We start from the raw sequence: 19,403 nt of genomic DNA, 5'->3' as shown, positions 1-19,403 counted from the left end.
CGGCCGGGAGGGGCGTGATGGAGGCGGTTCCGGCACGGGCACGCGCGTACATCGCCCTCACGGTCCTTGGCGCACTGCTCTGCCTGCTTCCGCTGCTCACCGTCCACACCTCCTGGCGCGCGGTCGCCCTCCTCGCTCTGCTGTACGTCGGCTGCGAGCAGGCCGCCGCCCGATGGCGCTTTGCCGGAACGTTCTACCCGGTGCTGCTCGCCGGCGCCTTCCTGCTGCCGCCCCCGGCCGCCGCCCTGGTGGCGCTGCCGGGGGCGCTGCTCTCCCCGGTCGACCGGCGGCCGCGACGGCTGCGGCGGAGCTGGCGGACCGCCCAGCTGGTCCTCGGCGTGTGGGCCGCGGGCCGGGTGCACTGGTCGCTGGGCGGGCGGGACGCGGTCGTCGCCTCCGACTTCCCGTACGCACTCGTGCCCGCGGGCGCCGCGGTGCTGGCCTTCTGCCTGGTGCTGACCGCCCTCGACGGCGGGATCCGCGCGCTGGCCGAGCGGGTGCCGGTACGGCGGGCCTGGCGGGGGCTGTTCGTACGGTCCCTCGCACCGGTGGTCGTACACGGCCTCGCCGGGCTGATGATGGCCGTCCTGTGGCGCAGCCCCTACGGCCCCGTCGCCGCGCTGCTGGTGCTGCTGCCGATGTGCGTGTCCTGGTGGGTGTTCACGCAGTACCACCGGGAGCGCGCCGCCCACCAGGCGACGATCCGGGCGCTGGTGCAGGCCGTCGACATCAAGGACGAGTACACGCGCGGCCACAGCGAGCGGGTCGGCCAGGCCTCCATGATGATCGCCCGGGAACTCGGCATGGACGACGAGCGGGTCGAGGTCCTCCGGTTCGCCGGAATCCTGCACGACGTGGGCAAACTCGGCGTCCCCACACGGCTGTTGAGGAAGGACGGGCCGCTGACTCCCGAGGAACGCCGGGTGATCGAGCTGCATCCCGAGTACGGCCACGAAATGGTGCGCGGAATCGGTTTTCTCGGCGAGGCCAGGGCCGCCGTGCTCCATCACCACGAACGCCTTGACGGCAGCGGATACCCGTACGGGCTGCGCGGAAGCCAGATCCCCGAGTCGGCACGGGTGGTGGCCGTCGCGGACGCCTTCGACGCGATGACGTCCACGCGGTGCTACCGGCGCGCCCGGCCCGTCCCGGCCGCCCTGGAGGAGCTGGAGCGGTGTGCCGGGGCGCAGTTCGACCCCCGCATGGTCGCGGCACTGGTGCAGGCACTCGGCCGGTGCGGCTGGCATCCCGCGGTCACCGCGCAGGAGCAACCCCGCCTGCCCGCACCCGCAGCGGCCGTCTCCAGTCGACCGGGGGCCCGCGGATGAGCGCCCGGTGGTCGTGGTGGCGCAGGCCTATCTGTGAGCGTCCGGTGGTCGAGGAGGCGCGGCCCCGTCTGCCCGTGCGCGGGGAGGCCGTTGCCAGTAGGCCCGGAGGCCTCGGATGAGCGCCCGGCCGCCGCTGACGCTCGTCATCCACGGCTGCGCCGCCCTTCTCGCCGCCGGCTCCCTCGCCGTCACCCACCGGGCCGGACTGGAGGAGCGCTCCACCGCCCTCGCCTTCGGTCTGCTCGTCACCGTCGGCGAACTCGGCCGCTGGACCGGCGCCCGGGTCAGGGAGGCCGCGCCGCTCGGGGCCGCCGGGGCGATGTCGTACGCCCTGCTCGGCGAGGACGCCGGGCAGCCCACCCACCACGGCGTCACCCAGGTCGTCGCCGTCGTCCTCGCAGCCGCCCTCATCGGCAGCGTGCCGCACATCGCACGCGGACGCGGACCCGTGCTCGACCACCTCGCGCGGCGCGTGCTCACCGTCGGGTTCGCCGCCGTCTGCTTCCAACCCCTGTACAACCGGGGGGCGTTCGGCGCCTGGCGCGGCCCCGCCTACGCCCTGCTGCTCCTGGCCCTCCTCGCGCTCACCGCGCTGTGCGACGCCGTGCTCGCCGCCGCGCTCGCCCACTCCCGCACCCGGTGGCCCTTCGGCCCGCTGCTGAGGGATGAGCTGCACGCGCTCCTCGGCATCGGCTCCGCCGTGTGCGCCACGGGTGCGGTGATGGCCCTCGCGGTCGCCGTCGTCGGACTGTGGGCGCTGCCGGTGTTCTCGCTGCCTTTGCTGCTGACCCAGCTGTCCTTCAAGCGGTACGCCGCCGTACGGACCACCTACCGCCAGACCATCGCCTCCCTCGCCCGCGCCACCGAGATCGCCGGGTACACCCCCGCCGGGCACGCCCGTCGCGTGGCGACCCTCAGCCGCGCCGTCGGACGCGACCTTGGACTCACCCGGCCCGAACTGACGGTGCTGGAGTACGCCGCCCTCATGCACGACATCGGCCAGCTGAGCCTGGTCGACCCGGTACCGGCGGGCGCCACCGCCGACCTGCCCACGGCCGAGCAGCGCCGCATCGCCCTGCTCGGCGGAGCCGTCGTACGCCAGACCGGGGTGGACCCGGCGGTCGCCGTGGTCGTCGAGCGGCAGGCCGACCCCTACCGGGAGCAGCCCCTTGCCGCGCGGATCGTGCGGGCGGTCAACGCCTACGAGGAGAAGGCGCGCGACGCCGGGCCCGGCGGGCCACTGACGGCGCTGGAGGAGCTGCGGCTCGCCACCGCCGGTGACTACGCGCCCGAAGTGGTGGAATCGCTGGCCCGGGTCCTTGCACGGGACTGTCTGACCCTGCCCGCGGCTGGGTAACCCATGGGTAATGAGCGCCCTTCCAGCCGTACGTGGTTGGATGCGAATGAGAGGGTGTGTCCGGGGGCAGCACTAGCCAGCCCACTCCACGGAACTGGCAGGGAATCGTGAGGATCTTCGGCAAGGGACGGCACCGGCCCTCCGCCTCCTGGCGGCAGGCCACCGACCGCGCGTTCACGCTGATCGGCGACGGCCGTTACGAGGACGCGGGCGCACTGCTGACACGTGCCGCCGACCTGGAGCCGTGGCTGTCCGAGTCCTGGTTCAACCTCGCCCTGCTGCACAAGTTCCGGCACGACTGGGAGCAGGCGCGGGCGGCGGGCCTCAGGGCCGTCGCGCTGCTCGACCGGGAGACCGGCGCCCCCGACTGGTGGAACGTCGGCATCGCCGCCACCGCCCTGCAGGACTGGCCGCTGGCCCGGCGGGCCTGGCAGGCGTACGGGCTGCGGGTGCCGGGAGCCGCCGCGGCGAACGGCGAGCCGGTCGGGATGGAGCTGGGCAGCGCTGCCGTACGGCTGTCCCCGGAGGGGGAGGCCGAGGTGGTGTGGGGACGGCGGCTGGACCCCGCGCGTATGGAGGTGCTGTCGATTCCGCTGCCGTCGTCCGGGCGGCGCTGGGGTGAGGTCGTGCTGCACGACGGGGTGCCCCATGGGGAGCGCACGACCGCCGCCGGGCACGCCTACCCGGTGTTCGACGAGATCGAGCTGTGGGCGCCTTCGCCGGTGCCTACGTGGGTGGTGCTGTTGGAGGCCGCCACGGAGGCGGACCGGGATGCCTTGGAACAGCTGGCTGCGGATGCCGGTTTTGCGGCGGAGGACTGGTCGTCGTCCGTGCGACTGCTGTGCCGTATGTGCTCGGAGTCTCGGATGCCGTCGGATGAGGGTGACGGGGAGCATCTCGATCCGCATGATCACAGTGAGCCGGGGCATCCCGGCCCGCTGGGGCATCGGACCGACGGGCAGCTTTGGGTGCCTGAGCGGGAGTGTGGGGTGGCGGCCCCGGCTTCCCTGGTCAGGGGGCTGTTGGACGGGTGGGTCGCCGATAGCCCTGACTCTCGGGACTGGCGGGATCTCGAAGAGGTGTGCTGAGGATCGCGGCCGGGTGCGGGTTCGTTGTGGCTGGTCGCGCCCACGCGGCGGAGCCGCATATCGACACAGTCCCGCGCCCCTTGAGGGGCGCTTCCCCGTACCCTGTATCAGCAGCGAACCCCGGTTTTTGAGGAAGGCATACGTCGGCATGGCGCAGCAGGACACCGAAAAGCAGCACGCGGGCGTGCTCCCCGTGGACGACGAGGGCTTCGTCATCGACACCGAGGAGACCGAGGAGCGCGAGAACGCCTGGCGGGCGGCCGGGACCTCGCGGCCGATCACCGTCGTCGGGAACCCGGTGCTGCACAAGGAGTGCAAGGACGTCACCGAGTTCGGTGAGGAACTGCAGCAGCTGGTCGCGGACATGTTCGCCTCGCAGCGCACCGCCGAGGGCGTGGGCCTGGCCGCCAACCAGATCGGTGTCGACCTGAAGGTCTTCGTCTACGACTGCGGGGACGACGAGGGCGTCCGGCACGTCGGTGTGGTCTGCAACCCCAAGCTGGTCGACCTGCCCGCCGAGCGGCGTCGCCTGGACGACAGCAACGAGGGCTGCCTGTCCGTGCCCACCGCGTACGCGCCGCTGGCCCGTCCCGACTACGCCGAGGTGACCGGCCAGGACGAGAAGGGCAACCCGATCAAGGTCCGTGGCACCGGCTACTTCGCCCGCTGCCTGCAGCACGAGACCGACCACCTGTACGGCTACCTCTACGTCGACCGCCTGTCCAAGCGCGAGCGCAAGGACGCGCTGCGGCAGATGGCCGAGAACGAGCCGCGCTACCCCGTCGTAGCGAACGACTGAGGCCGTCAGGCCGCTTCGGGTCCCCTGAACGTGCGGCGGTAGGCGTTCGGAGTCGTTCCGATGGCCTGGACGAACTGGTGGCGCAGCGCGGCCGCGTTGCCGAAGCCCGCCCGGCCCGCGATCGCGTCCACCGTCTCGTCCGTCCCCTCCAGCAACCGCTGGGCCAGCAGCACGCGTTGCCGCAGGATCCAGCGGTAGGGAGTCGTCCCCGTCTCCTGCTGGAAGCGGCGGGCGAAGGTGCGCGGCGACATGTGGGCACGCTCGGCGAGCTGCTCGACCGTGACCTCCTCGTCGAGGTGTCGCTCCATCCACACCAGCACCTCGGCGACCGTGTCGCCGTGCGAGCGGGGCAGCGGGCGCTCGATGTACTGGGCCTGCCCGCCGTCCCGGTGCGGCGGCACCACCATGCGCCGGGCGATCTTGTTGGCGACCTCCGGGCCCTGCTCCTTGCGCACGATGTGCAGACAGGCGTCGATGCCGGCGGCGGTGCCCGCCGAGGTGATCACCGGGTCCTCGTCCACGTACAGGACGTCGGGTTCGACCGTCAGCTGCGGGTACGCCCGCGCCAGTTCCTCCGCGTGGTGCCAGTGCACGGCGCAGCGCCGGCCGTCGAGCAGCCCGGCCGCCGCGACCACGAAGACGCCGGAGCAGACGCTGAGGATGCGGGCGCCCCGGTCGGCCGCGCGCCGCAGCGCGTCAAGGAGCTCGGGCGGGAACTCCCGGGTCTCGAAACAGGCGCCGGCCGGCACGGCGATGAGGTCGGCCTCCTCCAGCCGCTCCAGGCCGTGCTCGACGTTCATGGAGAAGCCCGCGCGGGTGCTCAGCACCGGACCCTCGGCCGAGGCGACGGCGAAGTCGTAGACGGGCAGTCCGTCGTCACTGCGGTCGATGCCGAACACCTCGCAGACGACGGCCAGTTCAAAGGGGTTCACGCCGTCCAGGACGACGGCGGCGACGTTCTGCAGCATGCCACCAGTGTGCCTCGCCCTTGGCAGTATTTCGAGGGTCTACGGCAGTCCTGCCACTGTTTGTCAGGAGCTATCGGCGCGACAGTGGTGTCCATGGATACGGCACACCTCGAAGGACTGATCGGAATGCTGACCGTTCTCGCCCTCCTCGCTCTCCTGGTCCTCCCGTCGGTGCTCGGTATCGCGCGCGACCGGCGCATCGACCGGCAGATCCGCGAGGCCGAGCAGGCCCGCCGGGAGGCCGAGGGCCGCGCTCCCGCCGGGCGTCCCGCCCGCCGGCAGCGCTACTTCACCACCACGGTGACCCACCACTCCTGAATCCCCAGGCACGAGACCCGGCCGGTCTGGGCGGCGCACAGCGGCCGCGAGGACTCCAGCCGGGTCTTCCCGTCCGCCACGGCCTTGAAGGCGGCGCTCGCGTCGCCGGGCTGCAGGACGAAGCCGCTGTTGGCGGCCTCCAGGACGGAGCCGCTCGCGGTGACCGGCTTCCAGGGCCGCTTCGCGGTTCCGTCCAGACTGATTCGGACGATGTCGCCCACCGCCAGACAGACCGTGCGGCCGCTGTCGGCGGCACTGAGCGTCGACGCCGTCGTACAGCCGCCTGGGGGGCTGGGAGCCGGGCTGGCCGGCGGGCTCTTCTTGGGGGTGGGGGAGGACGACACGCTGCTGCTGTCGCCGCCCTTGCCGCTGTCGGTCTGGTTGCCGCAGCCGGCCAGGGCGAGGGTGAGTGCCGCGAGGGCGAGGGTCGTGTGGCGGATCGTTCGGCGCATGGGGGGCCTCCTCTCTCCTGTGACGTGTGAGCCCTGCGTCCGGATCCGCCCCCAGTGCTAAACGCCTGGGGGACCCCCATCTGAGCCCCGGCCGCGAAGGCGGCGACCGGGGCCCGGGGTCAAACAGGATCGATCGGGATCAGCTGGTCGTGACGGCGGTGTCGTCGAGGACGAAGCTGGTCTGGAGCGAGGAGTCCTCGACACCGCTGAACTTCAGGGTGACGGTGGAACCGGCGTACGAGGACAAGTCGATGGACTTCTGGGCGTACCCGGAGGCGGCGTTGACGTTCGAGTACGTCGCCAGGGTGGTCGAACCGGCGCTGACCGTCAGCTTGTCGTACGCGGTGCTGCCGGTCTCCGCGGTGTCGATGTGCAGGTAGAAGGTGAAGGTCGCCTTGCAGCCGCTCGGCACGGTCACCGACTGGGACAGCGTGTCGGTGTGCGAGGAGCCGTAGCCGTCCAGCCAGGCGTAGTACGAACCGCCGTGCGCCGACTCACCGCTGTCGTTGGTGATGACACCGCTGGACGCGGTCCAGGTGGTGTTGCCCGACTCGAAGCCGGGGTTGCCCAGCAGCTGCGAGGAGGTGCAGGTGCCGCCGCTGGAACCGACGGTCCAGCTGAAGGAGGTCGAGCCGGAGGCGCCGGTCGAGTCCTTGGCGGTGACGGTGACCTGGTAGGTGCCCGCGGTGGACGCCGTACCGGAGATCAGGCCGCTGGAGCTGCTGATCGACAGTCCGGTCGGCAGGCCGCTCGCGCTGTAGGTGAGAGCCGCGCCCGCGCTGTCGCTTGCGCTGATCTGCAGGCTGACCGAGCTGCCGGTCGTCGTCGACTGGCTGCCCGGGTTGGTGACGGTCACCGTGTTGCCGGAGGTGCTGCCCGAGGTGAAGGCGGTGGTGCCGTTCGGGGTGCCCCAGCCGGTCGGGCCGTCGTAGCCGGTCCTGGCGGTGCAGAAGTAGGACGTCGAGCAGGAGCCGTTGTTGCCGCTGGTGACGTCGTACAGGTTGCTGGTGTGAGAGTACGGGTACTTCGCCGGGTAGTCGCTGGAGCCGGGGGTGCCGGCCAGCGCGTACACGCCGGCGATGATCGGCGCCGAGGCGCTGGTGCCGCCGTAGACCGCCCAGCCGGAGCCGCCGTAGGTGTCGTAGACCGCCACGCCGGTGGCCGGGTCGGCGACCGCTGAGACGTCGGCCTCCATGCGCTTGCTGCAGCCGGTGTCCGTCTGCCAGCTCGGCTTCGGGTCGTACGCGGAGCAGCCGGAGCCGGTGCCCTCGGTGGAGCTGGTGTGCCACACCGACTCGGTCCAGCCGCGGGAGTTGGAGGACGTGGACAGCGCCGTACCGCCGACCGCCGTCACGTACTGCGAGGTCGCGGGGTACTCGGCGCCGTAGGCGGAGTCACCGGCGGAGACGGTGATCGCGACACCCGGGTGCTTGAAGTACGAGGTGTCCTCGCTGGTCTGGGAGGAGGACTCGGAGCCGCCCCAGCTGTTGGAGACGAACTTCGCGCCGAGCGACACGGCCTCGTTCTCGGCGATGCCGAGGTCGGTGTCGTTCGCGGAGTTCGCCTCGACGAGGATGATGTTGCAGTTCGGGCAGACGGCGCTGACCATGTCGAGGTCCAGCGCCTCCTCACCCGCCCAGCCGGTGTCGTTGGTGGGCAGCGAGGTCGTGGAACCGGTCTGGCTGACCTGCTTGAAGCAGCCGTTGGCCTTGGTGCAGGAGGACAGGCCGTACGTCGAGCGGTAAGTGGCGAGGTCCGACTCGGCGTTGGGGTCGTTGTAGGCGTCCACCACGGCAACGGTCAGGCCCGAGCCGCCCGTCGACGGCAGGTTGTAGGCGCTGTGCAGGTTGGCCGGGCTGAGGCCGGAGGGTGCGGCGGCGGCGACCGCGGAGGCCAGCCGCTGCTTGATGTCGGTGCGGCGCTGGGCGAAGCAGGACGCGTGGCCCGGGGCGGCGGTGGCGCACAGGTGCTGGGTCGGCACCTTCTGGCCGGCCTTGCCGGTCGAGTGGAACGTCTGGCGCTCGGGGGAGGTGAGGGCCTTGGCGTTCTGGGTGACCCGGGTGGTGTGCGAGGCCGCGGACGCCACGGGCTGGGCGTGCGCGGGTGCCGCGACGAGTCCGGCGAGGCCGAGTGCGAGGGCGGGGACGGCTACGGCGAGGAGTCTTCGCATGCTCCGTCTGGGCTTTCCGCTGCGTGTCTGACGCATGGGGGTACTGCCTCCGTCGTTGGAGTGGGGTTCTCGACGCTGGTGGCAGGCCTGTGACGCGCGTAGCGGCGGCGGTGCGCGATGCCGTCATGGGCATGACACATTGAGCGTCCGGTGATGCCGTTGTGGTGCGGTTGTGCGTGGCATGACAGGACGGCCAGAAAGTAGCGGGCGGCGAGAAGCCCGGAACAGATGGGCCGGAAGAACTTTGCCGCCCCGTGGGAGGTCCATGGCCGTCCGATGGACGCGCCATGGACAAGTTTCAGCCAGGCCAGTCCAGCACGGTCAGCTCCGGCCACTGCGTCAGCCAGCGCGCCGACTTGGCTTCGTATACGGAACGTGGTGCGAGTACGGGGTTGGGCCGCAGGACGAGGTTGAAGACGTCGGAGAGGCCGTGCGGTGCGTAGACCCGCCACCGGCCGTCAGGCTCCAGCCGTACACCCAGGCAGCAGGTCGTGGCGGCGAAGCTGTCGATCGCCGCCTCGCTCGACTCGTACGGCGGGCACGGCACCCCGAACCTGTCCTCGTACCACAGGTGCACGCGCGCCTCGTTGCGGATCTCGACCTCGGCCGGGAGATCCGCGAAGATCTCCCGGCCGGCCTTGATCACGGCATCCTCGGCCTCCCAGGACAGGTCGCCGGCGTCGAAGTAGAAGACGTCGTAGTCCTTGATGCCGGCGGTGGGCGGACGGTCGGTGACGACGTTCCAGACGGTCTGGAAGAGGCACCCGGCGGTGAGATACCAGCCGGGCAGCGCCATCGTCGCGGTCCGCTCCAGCACCTCGGTCAGAACGCTGTTGCGGGACAACACCGCACGCAGGGAGTCGAGTTGGTCATCCAAGGGGAGGCGGCTGATCACCCTCCCGGCATATCACAGCCGGGGCCGTCAGAAGTCCTCGTCCAGGTCGACCGTCCCCTCGACCGCCACCTGGTACGCCGAAGGCCGCCGCTCGAAGAAGTTGGTCAGTTCCTGGACACCCTGCAACTCCATGAAGGAGAAGGGGTTCTCGGAGCCGTACACCGGGGCGAAGCCGAGGCGGGTGAGGCGCTGGTCGGCGACGCACTCCAGGTACTGGCGCATCGACTCGGTGTTCATGCCGGGCAGACCGTCCCCGCACAGGTCGCGGCCGAACTGCAGCTCGGCCTCCACGGCTTCCCGCAGCATGTCCGTGACCTGCTGCTGCAGCTGGTCGTCGAAGAGCTCCGGCTCCTCCTTGCGGACCGTGTCGACCACGTCGAACGCGAAGGACATGTGCATCGTCTCGTCGCGGAAGACCCAGTTGGTGCCGGTCGCCAGGCCGTGCAGCAGACCCCGGCTGCGGAACCAGTAGACGTACGCGAAGGCACCGTAGAAGAACAGGCCCTCGATGCAGGCGGCGAAGCAGATCAGGTTGAGCAGGAAGCGGCGGCGGTCGGCCTTGGACTCCAGGCGGTCGAGCGAATCGACCGAGTCCATCCACTTGAAGCAGAACTGGGCCTTCTCGCGGATCGAGGGGATGTTCTCGACGGCCGCGAAGGCCGCGGCGCGGTCCTCCGGGTCGGGGAGGTAGGTGTCCAGGAGGGTCAGATAGAACTGGACGTGGACTGCCTCCTCGAACAGCTGGCGGCTCAGGTAGAGCCGTGCCTCGGGGGAGTTGATGTGCTTGTACAGGGTCAGCACCAGGTTGTTCGCCACGATCGAGTCACCCGTCGCGAAGAACGCGACCAGGCGGCCGATCAGGTGCTGCTCGGCGGGCGTGAGCTTGGCGAGGTCGGCCACGTCCGAGTGGAGGTCGACCTCCTCCACGGTCCAGGTGTTCTTGATGGCGTCCCGGTAGCGCTCGTAGAAGTCCGGGTAGCGCATGGGGCGCAGGGTCAGTTCGAAGCCCGGGTCGAGCAGGTTCTGGGATCGGGAGGTGCCGGCGCGCAGCGCCGTCGTTGAGGGGTGGTGGTCGGGCGACGGGTGGGCGGTCATTACTGGCAGGCCTCGCAGGACTCGGGGTTTTCCAGGGAGCAGGCGACCGCTTCGGGGTCGGCTGCTTGCTGCACGGGGATCGTCTTTTCAGGCTGGGCCTGCGCGGCTCGGGCGATCCGCGTCGCCGGGCGGGAGCGCAGGTAGTACGTCGTCTTCAGGCCCTGCTTCCAGGCGTACGCGTACATCGAGGAGAGCTTGCCGATGGTCGGCGTCTCCAGGAACAGGTTCAGGGACTGGGACTGGTCCAGATACGGGGTGCGGGCCGCGGCCATGTCGATCAGGCCGCGCTGCGGGATCTCCCACGCCGTGCGGTACAGGGCGCGTACATCGGCCGGGATCCAGGCGAAGTCCTGCACCGAGCCGTTCGCCTCGCGCAGCGCCTCGCGGGTGCGGGCGTCCCAGACGCCCAGCTCCTTGAGGTCCTTCACCAAGTACGAGTTGACCTGCAGGAATTCACCGGACAGCGTCTCGCGCTTGAAGAGGTTGGAGACCTGCGGCTCGATGCACTCGTACACGCCCGCGATCGACGCGATGGTGGCGGTGGGGGCGATCGCGAGGAGGAGCGAGTTGCGCATGCCGACGGTCGCGATGCGCTCCCGGAGGGCTGCCCAGCGCTCCGGCCAGGTGAGTTCGGTGTCGTAGTGGTCGGGGTGCAGGACGCCGCGGGCCGTACGGGTCTTCTCCCAGGCCGGCAGCGGGCCGCTCCGCTCGGCGAGGTCGGCCGAGGCCTCGTACGCGGCGAGCATGATGCGCTCGGCGATACGGGTGGACAGGGCCTTCGCCTCCGGTGAGTCGAAGGGCAGGCGGAGCTTGAAGAAGACGTCCTGGAGGCCCATCGCGCCCAGGCCAACGGGGCGCCAGCGGGCGTTCGACCGGCCCGCCTGCTCGGTCGGGTAGAAGTTGATGTCGACCACGCGGTCCAGGAAGGTCACCGCCGTGCGGACCGTCTCGTCCAGCCGTTCCCAGTCGATGTCCTGACCGGCCACGAACGCCCCGAGGTTGACCGACCCCAGGTTGCAGACCGCCGTCTCGCCGTCGTCCGTGACCTCCAGGATCTCCGTGCAGAGGTTGGAGGAGTGGACGACATGGCCCGGCTCGGCCGTCTGGTTGGCGGTGCGGTTGGCGGCGTCCTTGAACGTCATCCAGCCGTTGCCGGTCTGGGCGAGGGTGCGCATCATGCGGCCGTAGAGATCGCGGGCGGGGATGGTCTTGCGGGCCAGCCCCTCCGCCTCGGCCTTCCGGTAGGCGGCGTCGAACTCCTCGCCCCACAGGTCCACCAACTCGGGTACGTCGGCGGGGGAGAAGAGGCTCCACTGCTCGTCGGCGTTGACCCGGCGCATGAACTCGTCCGGGACCCAGTGCGCGAGGTTCAGGTTGTGCGTACGGCGGGCGTCCTCGCCGGTGTTGTCGCGCAGCTCCAGGAACTCCTCGATGTCGGAGTGCCAGGTCTCCAGGTAGACGGCCGCCGCGCCCTTGCGCCTGCCGCCCTGGTTCACGGCGGCGACCGAGGCGTCGAGGGTCTTGAGGAACGGCACGATGCCGTTGGAGTGGCCGTTGGTGCCGCGGATCAGCGAACCGCGGCCGCGGATGCGGGAGTACGACAGTCCGATGCCGCCGGCGTGCTTCGAGAGGCGGGCCACCTGGTGGTAGCGGTCGTAGATGGAGTCCAGCTCGTCCAGCGGGGAGTCGAGGAGGTAGCAGGACGACATCTGGGGGTGCCGGGTGCCGGAGTTGAAGAGGGTGGGGGAGGACGGGAGGTAGTCGAGGCGGCTCATCAGGCCGTAGAGCGCGGCGACTTCGTCCAGCGCCCGGCTGGTGTCGTCCTCGGCGAGGCCGCTCGCGACCCGCAGCATGAAGTGCTGCGGGGTCTCGATCACGCTGCGGGTGATCGGGTGCCGGAGCAGATAGCGGCTGTGGAGCGTGCGCAGGCCGAAGTAGCCGAAACGGTCGTCGCCCTGGGGGTCGACGAGCGCGTCGAGGCGGGCCGCGTGGACACGCACGAACTCCGCCGTACGGTCGGCGATCAGCCCCTCGCGGTGGCCGACGGCGACCGACTCCGTGAAGGACGTGACGCCCTGCGAGGCGGCCTCAGCGGCGATGCTGATCGTGAGCAGCCGGGCGGCCAGCCTGCTGTACGCGGGGTCCTCCGAGATGAGGCCGGCGGCCGCCTCGGTGGCCAGTTCACGCAGCTCCGTCTCGTCCGCCCGGGCGGACCGGCCGCGCAGCGCGGCGGCGGCGACCCGGCCGGGGTCGGCGTCGGGGAGGTCGGCGGTCAGCTCGGTCAGGGTCCGCAGCAGCGCGGCTCCCAGGCCGTCGTCGGCCACGGCGGTGCTGGCTGAAACCGGGTCTGCTGGCGCGATGGTCACGTGAGGCTCTCCCTCGCTCGGCACGGGGGCCTTGCGGAGGGCAGGGGGCAGTCACGAGCGCGCACGGCGTCGCGTCCACCGGCCCACTCCACGAGGCCCGGACGTCAAGGCACCCGGGCCGGATGGGCCGGGCGCACTGTCGGCAGGTCCTCGGACTGACGCCCATATGTGTGCGAACACGCATGGGTACACCGTTGCGGGACAGTTCCGGACTCACACCGGATTCCCCTGCGGCGACAGCGAGCATGAGCATACATCTTGTGCCGGGCTGGGGGAGCACCCCCATATGTTGTGTCGCCGGTGACTTCGGAGCGTGTCAGAGCGTCAACTCATAGGTGAGCAGCAGGATGTCCTCGTTCCCCGGAATCGGATGCCAGTCGCGCTCGGGGACGCGGACGAAGCCGAGGCGCTCGTAGATCCTGTGGGCGGCACGCATCGAGCCCTGGGTCGACAGGACGAGGCCGGTGCGGCCGGCCGTGGCCCTGGACCGGTCGATGCAGGCGCGTACGAGGGCCTCGCCGATGCCACGGCCGCGGGCGGCCGGGGCGACGGCGAGCATCCGTATCTCGCTCTCCGAGGGCCCGGCTATCTCGGACAGGGGACCGCCGGACGGCACGAAGGTCACGCCCCCGAGGACGCGGTCGCGCTCCACGGCGACCAGGACCTGCGCGTGGGCCGCCCGCTTGGCGACGTCCTTCAGCTCGCCGAGGTACCAGTCGCTGCCGGCGAAGTCGAGCAGGCCGTCGCCGAGGTAGGCCTGGGCGGTGATCTCGCCGAGGGTCTCGTACTCGCCGGGCTCCGCCTGCCGGATCACGATGTCCATGGCACCGAGTCTGCCGGACGGGTAGGACAACGGGCCTCCGGTTTTCCACAGGGGTGTCATGACCCGGGTTGCGGGGTGTTGGGGGAGTGCTTCCAATGGAAGGAGGTGCAGGCGTCGGCGTGGGCCTCCAATCCCGAGAACCGCTCTCGGAGGGAGAACGCACGATGTCGGTCACCCGTCACCCGCCCAGCAGGACGTGGCCACGAAGGGCGTTGCGTCCGGAGACCCGCGGGGGCACCGCCCGCCCCAGGAAATGGCGCAGATGGTTCTCCTACGCCAACGTGACCAGGATCGTCTGGCTGACCGCCCTGCTCGCGGTCCTCGCCTGGTGCGGGGAGGGTGTGTACATCTGGTTCGCGCATACGTCGACCGGGTTCGAGCACCTGCGCCAGAGCAAGGGGTTCGACGCCGTCCAGATGTTCGTGGGTCCCGTGCTCACCGCTTCGCTCGCCGCCGCGCTCTTCCTGTTCTGGTGGTACAGCTGGACCAAGCGGCGTTACCTGGCGAAGGCGCGTGGGGATCCCCGGGGACTGATGCCCACCGCCGGGCAGGACGCCGCCGAGATCGTCGGCCGCGAGGAGGTTGTCCAGGTCATCGCCGAACGGCTGCGGGAGCGCGACACACGCAGGCCCTATCTCCTCGTCGGAGGCGTCGGCGCGGGCAAGACCGCCGTCCTCGTACGGCTCACCGAACTGCTCGCCCGGCTGAACGCCGTGCCTGTGCCGATCAGGCTGAGGGACGCGGACGGCGGGAGTGACCTCAACTTCGAGCGCATGGCCAAGCAGCGCTTCGCAGACGAGGCGCCCCAGGGCATTCTGGCGCGCGGCAAGACCGAGCGGGTCTGGCAGCAACTGCTGGCCGACGACAAGCCGGTGGTGATAGCCGACGGGTTGGAAGAGGCGCTCCTCGACGGCGATCTCCAGCAGCACCGCGACAACATCATCCGCCAGGCCATCCAGCGCGCCTATGACGAGAAGCTGCCCCTGGTCATCGCCTCCCGGCCGCACAGTCCGCTGGAGAGCACCCCCGCCGCGATCGTCGAGCTGGAACCGCTGAGCGAGGAGGAGGCCCTCCGGTTCCTCGAAGGGCAGGTACCGGGCACGGACGAGCGCCGGGTGGACTGGATCGTGGAGACGGCGGAGGTGACCGAATCTCCCATCTACCTGCAGATTGCGCGCGAACTGCACTGCCTGGGCGCCCTGGAGCGTGACCGTCCGCGCGACGATCCCCAGCGGCTGGACACTCGCAGCCGGGATCGCAGCACGCTCCGGCTGTGGCTCCTGGAGAAGTGGGATCAGGCCCTGTGCGAGGGCCGACTGCGCGAGGAGGTGGCGCTGACATCGAAGGAGCGCCGGGACACCGTCGAAGTGGTCTCCGCCCTGGCGTGCATCGGACTGCTCCAGGACGAACTGGAGGTCGGCTTCGACGAATTGCTCGACCAGGACGTGCATCCCGGTACGGCGCGGCACGCGAGAACCTGGGCGGAGCACATGTGGACGAGGAGCCGCCGCTTCGACCGGTACGGCAAGCGCCAGAACGCCTTGTCCGAGTGGCACCGACGGCGGATATGGAACACGCTCTGCGACAGGCTGGGCGCCGAGGAGGGCAGGCGTCTGCGTGAAGGGAACGCGGACCAGTGCCACGCCGTGCTCGCCCGGATCGTGGGCAACGCGCACAGGCTCAGGCTGGTGGAGGGCTCCGAGAAGAAGGTCCGTTTCCCGCACAGCATCCTTCAGGCCTACTTCGGCTTCCGCGTACTGCACCACCTTGGGGAGCGAGGCGGTGGAGAGCTGGTCGAGCAGGCACTGCAGCCGCGCGGGCCCAGCCGGGAACTGCTCATCGCTCTGGTGCTGCTGTCCCGTCGGCGGGCGGCAGAGCTGACGGCCACGGGCGGCAGCATTCAGGCCGAAGTGAAGAAGGGGCTCGGGGAGTTGGTGCGGCAGTCACCTGTGCGGGGGCGCACTCTGGCCCACCGGCTCTTCGTGGCCGCGAACCTCCGCACGGAGGATCCGAAGGCCCTGGATCTCTATGCCGCGGCCATAGAGATCGAGAGTGTGGAGGAGAACCCGAGACTGCTGGAGGACATCGTCGCCAAGGTGCGCGAAGGCTGGCCCCGCGTCAAGGGGGACCGACGCAGCCTCGAGGACGCGAAGCTCAGGCTGGTCAGGCGGCTCGGCGCGGCACTGCGGGCCGTCTCCGACAGAACGGACACCGTGCCGCTGTACGAGAAGCTCTTCGAGGTGGGCATCGCGGAGCCTTCCTACCCGCTACGCCTGGCCGTCGCCCAGGAGATCGGCACCGGCGGCAATGCCGCGTTCGGCATGCTCCGCGAGCGGAGTGGGTTCAACAGCGACCCCGTGAAGGAGTACGACGCCAAGGTCAGTGCCCTGAAAGCCGGGAAGGGGCAGCGGTTGGCGATGTGGGCCGTGGAGATGGGGCAGGCGAGAGCCGCCCGCGGGCCCTCACGGGCTGTGTCGGCCGAACGCATCAAAGAGTTGCAAAGCAGACGAAGGATCCTCAACAGAAAGTACCGCGACAAAAGGGTTGCTCTGTTCCGGGAGTTCGTGATGCGGGCCTGGATGCTCCCCATGCTCCTCGGCTCCGTCGACGAGGACCACCGCGACGAGACCCAGGAACGCATCGTCAAGTGGCTGCGCCACCTCGACCCGAAATACACCGGTGGCACCCCGGACCTCCCGCTCGCCCTGGAGGCCGCGTTGGCCCAGGGTTTCAAGTACGCCGCCAACCGGCGCAAACGCCACCCTGACGCTCACTCGGGCAACCGCGCCGACCTGATCCGGCTGGCGGAGACCGTGCTGCAGCAGTCCCGGTGCTGGTACGCGCAGCTCAGCCTGGTTCAAGCGCTGGGCCTTTGGGAGCTCCCGGACAGCGTCGGCGTCCGTGAGCGGGACGGGGGCCCCGTCGGGGCACGCGAGCCGTCGCGGGCGATCGGCGAAGCGACCGCGGTGCAGACCGTGCAGCGTTGGCTGTCGACGGCCGGCACGGTGAACCGTGCTCCCGGCGCGAACGGCGTGCCGGCCCGGCCGCTGGTCCATCCGTTCGTCGCCGAGGCGGCCGACCTGGTGGCCCTGGCCCTGGAGACCGGGCAGCCCGAGCGTTTCCTCTGGGTCGACGAGAAGGGCGTGGCGGACAACATCGGCTCCCGCAACGGCAACCCCGCCGGGTATCGCAAGCACAACCTCTGGATCCCGCCCTCCGTGGGCTGGAGCACCCTCGACGCGCGAGCCCAGTACCTCGTCGCCGACATTCTGGTCATGCTGAACCTCATCGAACGCGATGGACACCCCGACGAGGTCGAGGAGCGCCTGGCCCGCGCGGAGCCGCACGGCATGCCGCTCCCGCCCTGCATCCGTACGAACCGCTACCCGCTGCGGCCCGATCTGCAGGCCGGTACCTCGGTGCCGCCCACCCCCGGCAGCACCTGTCTGCCCGACTGCAAGTTCCAGCTCTGCCCGTACCCGCCCCGGGGCTGTGTCCCCCGGGGAGAGATCCGTGAGCCGTTCTGCCGCCAGCAGCAGGCCCTGCTGCCCGGGCGGGTGCGCCGCCTCTTTCCCCGCGGCCTGCGCAGGAAGACCCCGCACTGGGTGGGCATGCGGGTGCGGGAACTGGACCGGTTCTGGGGCGAGATGGCCAAGCGCACGAGGGACTGACCGCCGTGCGGGTACGACAACGGGCCGCCGGATTTCTCCGACGGCCCGCCGATCGCCGTAACCGTCAGTGGGACGCGCCCGCGGTCGCCGGCGGGAGCTCCACCTGGACGCCCGGGTCGCCCGCGTCCGCCGTGTAGTCCTGCGGCTTCGTCTCGTCGACGCCCTCAGGGGCCTTCAGCGCCTTCAGGACGAAGGTGAGCACCACCGCCGCCACGGCGTTCAGGACGAACGCCGTCAGACCGATGTAGCCCATCTCGCCGAGGCCCGGGATGTTCGCGTTGGAGCCGCCGAAGTGCTTCTGGCCGGGGTTGGTCGGGGACGCGACGCCGTACGCGGCGACCGTGCCGTAGACCATGCCGACCGCCCAGCCCGCGAGCAGCGCCCAGCGGTGGAACCAGCGCGTGAACAGGCCGCCGACCAGGGCCGGGAAGGTCTGCAGGATCCAGATGCCGCCCAGCAGCTGGAAGTTGATGGCCACCGTCTTGTCCATCGTCAGGACGAAGACCAGCGCGCCCACCTTCACCAGCAGCGAGACCAGCTTGGAGACCTTGGTCTCCTGCTCGGCCGTGGCGTTCGGCTTGATGAAGTCCTTGTAGATGTTGCGGGTGAAGAGGTTCGCGGCCGCGATGGACATGATCGCCGCGGGGACGAGAGCACCGATGCCGATCGCCGCGAAGGCCACGCCCGCGAACCAGCTCGGGAACATGTTCTCGAACAGCTGCGGGATGGCCAGCTGCCCGTTGGTGACCTTGACACCGGCCGCGATCGCCATGAAGCCCAGCAGTGCGAGCAGGCCCAGCATCAGGGAGTACAGCGGAAGGATCGTGGTGTTGCGGCGGATCACGTCACGGCTCTTGGAGGAGAGGGTCGCCGTGATGGAGTGCGGGTACATGAAGAGCGCGAGCGCGGAGCCCAACGCCAGCGTGGCGTACGTCCACTGGTTCGCCGCGGCCGGGACGAGTCCGCCCGCGCCCGCCGCCGCGTACTTCCCGCCCGCCTTGGAGAAGATCTCGTCGAACCCGCCCAGCTTGATCGGGATGTAGATGATCGCGACGGCGATGACGATGTAGATCAGCGCGTCCTTCACGAACGCGATCAGTGCGGGGGCGCGCAGGCCCGAGGAGTACGTGTAGGCCGCCAGCACGCCGAAGGCGATCAGCAGCGGCAGGTCCTTCATGAACCAGTTGGAGTCCGCGCTGCCGCCGACGCCCATGACGTCGAGGACGGCCTGGATGCCCACCAGTTGCAGGGCGATGTACGGCATCGTCGCCAGGATGCCGGTCACGGCCACTGCCAGCGACAGGCCCTTCGAGCCGAAGCGGCCGCGCACGAAGTCCGACGTGGTCACGTATCCGTGCCGGTGCGAGACCGACCAAAGGCGGGGCAGGAAGGTGAAGATCAGCGGGTACACCAGGATCGTGTACGGCACGGCGAAGAAGCCGGCCGCGCCCGCCGCGTAGATCGCCGCGGGTACGGCGACGAAGGTGTACGCCGTGTACAGGTCACCGCCGAGCAGGAACCAGGTGATCCAGGTACCGAACGACCGTCCGCCCAGGCCCCATTCGTCGAGGCTCTGCTCGTTCTCGGCCTTGCGCCAGCGCGCGGCCAGGAAGCCCATGACCGTGACGGCCAGGAAGAAGAAGATGAAGACGCCGAGCGCGACGCCGTTCACGCCGTTGTTCATTCCGGCGCACCGCCCTTCTGTGCGGCGCGGGCGCGCTGGTCACGCTGCCACAGCTTGTACGCCGTCATCGTCAGCGCCGTGGAGATCAGCACCCACAGCATCTGGTACCAGTAGAAGAACGGGATGCCGCCGAGCGCCGGGTCCGTCTTGGCGTAGGAGCCGACCCAGAGCATCGCCACGAAGGGCGCCACGAGACAGAGGGCGATGACCACGCGGACCGGTGTCACCACCGGTGGTCTCGCCTCGGACACATCTGACATACCGGCTCCGTCCCCTCACCCATCACCTGTACCGATCACCTGTGATCACCCGTACTGATCACCTGTGGAATGCGCAGGCAATCTAGGTCACGGTGTTGCGAGAGCGGAAGACCTCGTCCGGATATCGGT

15 protein-coding genes and 1 riboswitch are annotated in these 19,403 nt (G+C 70.2%); of the genes, 6 read left to right on the top strand and 9 right to left on the bottom strand.

Translation table 11 applies throughout. From position 1 onward, the window contains the following. Positions 1 to 17 precede the first annotated feature (17 nt). From ACWDAG_RS40990 to def, 4 genes are all read left to right on the top strand, one after another. Positions 18 to 1,328, top strand: a complete 1,311-nt coding sequence (locus ACWDAG_RS40990) for an HD-GYP domain-containing protein (RefSeq protein WP_450700652.1) — start codon at positions 18 to 20, stop codon at positions 1,326 to 1,328. Positions 1,329 to 1,443: 115 nt separating this feature from the next. Beyond that, positions 1,444 to 2,685: an HD-GYP domain-containing protein gene (locus ACWDAG_RS40985; protein WP_450700651.1), complete on the top strand. Its 1,242-nt coding sequence runs from the start codon at positions 1,444 to 1,446 to the stop codon at positions 2,683 to 2,685. A gap of 107 nt (positions 2,686 to 2,792) precedes the next feature. Further along, on the top strand, positions 2,793 to 3,773 hold the full coding sequence (locus ACWDAG_RS40980) for a tetratricopeptide repeat protein (RefSeq protein ID WP_351474574.1): 981 nt from the start codon (positions 2,793 to 2,795) through the stop codon (positions 3,771 to 3,773). Positions 3,774 to 3,921: 148 nt separating this feature from the next. Continuing rightward, positions 3,922 to 4,572, top strand: a complete 651-nt coding sequence (gene def / locus ACWDAG_RS40975) for a peptide deformylase (protein ID WP_450700650.1) — start codon at positions 3,922 to 3,924, stop codon at positions 4,570 to 4,572. 5 nt (positions 4,573 to 4,577) lie between these two features. On the opposite strand, the gene ACWDAG_RS40970 is transcribed toward def, so the two are convergent. Further along, positions 4,578 to 5,540 carry a GlxA family transcriptional regulator gene (locus tag ACWDAG_RS40970; RefSeq protein ID WP_450700649.1) on the bottom strand — a complete coding sequence of 321 codons (963 nt, stop codon included), beginning with the start codon at positions 5,538 to 5,540 and terminating at the stop codon, positions 4,578 to 4,580. Positions 5,541 to 5,633: 93 nt separating this feature from the next. Between ACWDAG_RS40970 and ACWDAG_RS40965 the strand changes: the two genes are divergently transcribed. After that, complete coding sequence (locus ACWDAG_RS40965) at positions 5,634 to 5,858, top strand: hypothetical protein (RefSeq protein ID WP_450700648.1); 225 nt, start codon at positions 5,634 to 5,636, stop codon at positions 5,856 to 5,858. Here the strand turns inward: ACWDAG_RS40965 and ACWDAG_RS40960 are convergent. The 6 genes from ACWDAG_RS40960 to ACWDAG_RS40935 all read right to left on the bottom strand — a co-directional run bounded on the left by ACWDAG_RS40960 (position 5,825) and on the right by ACWDAG_RS40935 (position 13,659). Next, positions 5,825 to 6,310, bottom strand: coding sequence for a hypothetical protein (locus ACWDAG_RS40960; protein WP_450700647.1), 486 nt, complete (start codon positions 6,308 to 6,310; stop codon positions 5,825 to 5,827). The genes ACWDAG_RS40965 and ACWDAG_RS40960 overlap by 34 nt on opposite strands. Before the next feature lie 139 nt (positions 6,311 to 6,449). Then, on the bottom strand, positions 6,450 to 8,516 hold the full coding sequence (locus ACWDAG_RS40955; RefSeq protein WP_450700646.1) for a putative Ig domain-containing protein: 2,067 nt from the start codon (positions 8,514 to 8,516) through the stop codon (positions 6,450 to 6,452). A 262-nt stretch (positions 8,517 to 8,778) separates the two neighbouring features. Beyond that, the gene (locus ACWDAG_RS40950; protein WP_450700645.1) at positions 8,779 to 9,375 is read right to left on the bottom strand and encodes a nucleotidyltransferase family protein; all 597 of its coding nucleotides are present in this window, start codon (positions 9,373 to 9,375) and stop codon (positions 8,779 to 8,781) included. Positions 9,376 to 9,402: 27 nt separating this feature from the next. Continuing rightward, the gene (locus tag ACWDAG_RS40945; protein WP_450700644.1) at positions 9,403 to 10,470 is read right to left on the bottom strand and encodes a ribonucleotide-diphosphate reductase subunit beta; all 1,068 of its coding nucleotides are present in this window, start codon (positions 10,468 to 10,470) and stop codon (positions 9,403 to 9,405) included. Continuing rightward, entirely contained in the window at positions 10,470 to 12,836 is a 2,367-nt protein-coding gene (locus tag ACWDAG_RS40940; protein WP_450700643.1) for a ribonucleoside-diphosphate reductase subunit alpha, read from the bottom strand. The genes ACWDAG_RS40945 and ACWDAG_RS40940 overlap by 1 nt, the downstream gene beginning before the upstream one ends. A gap of 124 nt (positions 12,837 to 12,960) precedes the next feature. Continuing rightward, a riboswitch (cobalamin riboswitch) is annotated at positions 12,961 to 13,089 on the bottom strand. A 63-nt stretch (positions 13,090 to 13,152) separates the two neighbouring features. Further along, positions 13,153 to 13,659 carry a GNAT family N-acetyltransferase gene (locus tag ACWDAG_RS40935; RefSeq protein ID WP_450700642.1) on the bottom strand — a complete coding sequence of 169 codons (507 nt, stop codon included), beginning with the start codon at positions 13,657 to 13,659 and terminating at the stop codon, positions 13,153 to 13,155. A 281-nt stretch (positions 13,660 to 13,940) separates the two neighbouring features. On the opposite strand from ACWDAG_RS40935, the gene ACWDAG_RS40930 reads away from it, so the two are divergent. Then, positions 13,941 to 17,330: an ATP-binding protein gene (locus tag ACWDAG_RS40930; protein ID WP_450700641.1), complete on the top strand. Its 3,390-nt coding sequence runs from the start codon at positions 13,941 to 13,943 to the stop codon at positions 17,328 to 17,330. Positions 17,331 to 17,394: 64 nt separating this feature from the next. Here ACWDAG_RS40930 and mctP read toward each other — a convergent pair whose 3' ends face one another. Further along, a complete protein-coding gene (mctP, locus tag ACWDAG_RS40925; RefSeq protein ID WP_450700640.1) occupies positions 17,395 to 19,014 on the bottom strand; it encodes a monocarboxylate uptake permease MctP in 1,620 nt (539 codons plus the stop codon). Further along, positions 19,011 to 19,274: a DUF3311 domain-containing protein gene (locus ACWDAG_RS40920; protein ID WP_099931222.1), complete on the bottom strand. Its 264-nt coding sequence runs from the start codon at positions 19,272 to 19,274 to the stop codon at positions 19,011 to 19,013. Before ACWDAG_RS40920 ends, mctP begins: the two co-directional genes overlap by 4 nt. Between the last annotated feature and the right edge of the window lie 129 nt (positions 19,275 to 19,403).

The organism is Streptomyces sp. NPDC001157, from assembly GCF_053598255.1.
This window is presented reverse-complemented; position numbering and strand designations above follow the sequence as displayed.

What these genes read in the sequence shown, in the direction of transcription:
- ACWDAG_RS40990 (WP_450700652.1), top strand. Translation starts at nt 18, where the DNA reads ATGGAGGCGGTTCCGGCACGGGCACGCGCGTACATCGCCCTCACGGTC.
- ACWDAG_RS40985 (WP_450700651.1), top strand. Translation starts at nt 1,444, where the DNA reads ATGAGCGCCCGGCCGCCGCTGACGCTCGTCATCCACGGCTGCGCCGCC.
- def (WP_450700650.1), top strand. Translation starts at nt 3,922, where the DNA reads ATGGCGCAGCAGGACACCGAAAAGCAGCACGCGGGCGTGCTCCCCGTG.
- ACWDAG_RS40970 (WP_450700649.1), bottom strand. Translation starts at nt 5,540, where the DNA reads ATGCTGCAGAACGTCGCCGCCGTCGTCCTGGACGGCGTGAACCCCTTT.
- ACWDAG_RS40965 (WP_450700648.1), top strand. Translation starts at nt 5,634, where the DNA reads ATGGATACGGCACACCTCGAAGGACTGATCGGAATGCTGACCGTTCTC.
- ACWDAG_RS40960 (WP_450700647.1), bottom strand. Translation starts at nt 6,310, where the DNA reads ATGCGCCGAACGATCCGCCACACGACCCTCGCCCTCGCGGCACTCACC.
- ACWDAG_RS40955 (WP_450700646.1), bottom strand. Translation starts at nt 8,516, where the DNA reads ATGCGTCAGACACGCAGCGGAAAGCCCAGACGGAGCATGCGAAGACTC.
- ACWDAG_RS40945 (WP_450700644.1), bottom strand. Translation starts at nt 10,470, where the DNA reads ATGACCGCCCACCCGTCGCCCGACCACCACCCCTCAACGACGGCGCTG.
- ACWDAG_RS40935 (WP_450700642.1), bottom strand. Translation starts at nt 13,659, where the DNA reads ATGGACATCGTGATCCGGCAGGCGGAGCCCGGCGAGTACGAGACCCTC.
- mctP (WP_450700640.1), bottom strand. Translation starts at nt 19,014, where the DNA reads ATGAACAACGGCGTGAACGGCGTCGCGCTCGGCGTCTTCATCTTCTTC.
- ACWDAG_RS40920 (WP_099931222.1), bottom strand. Translation starts at nt 19,274, where the DNA reads ATGTCAGATGTGTCCGAGGCGAGACCACCGGTGGTGACACCGGTCCGC.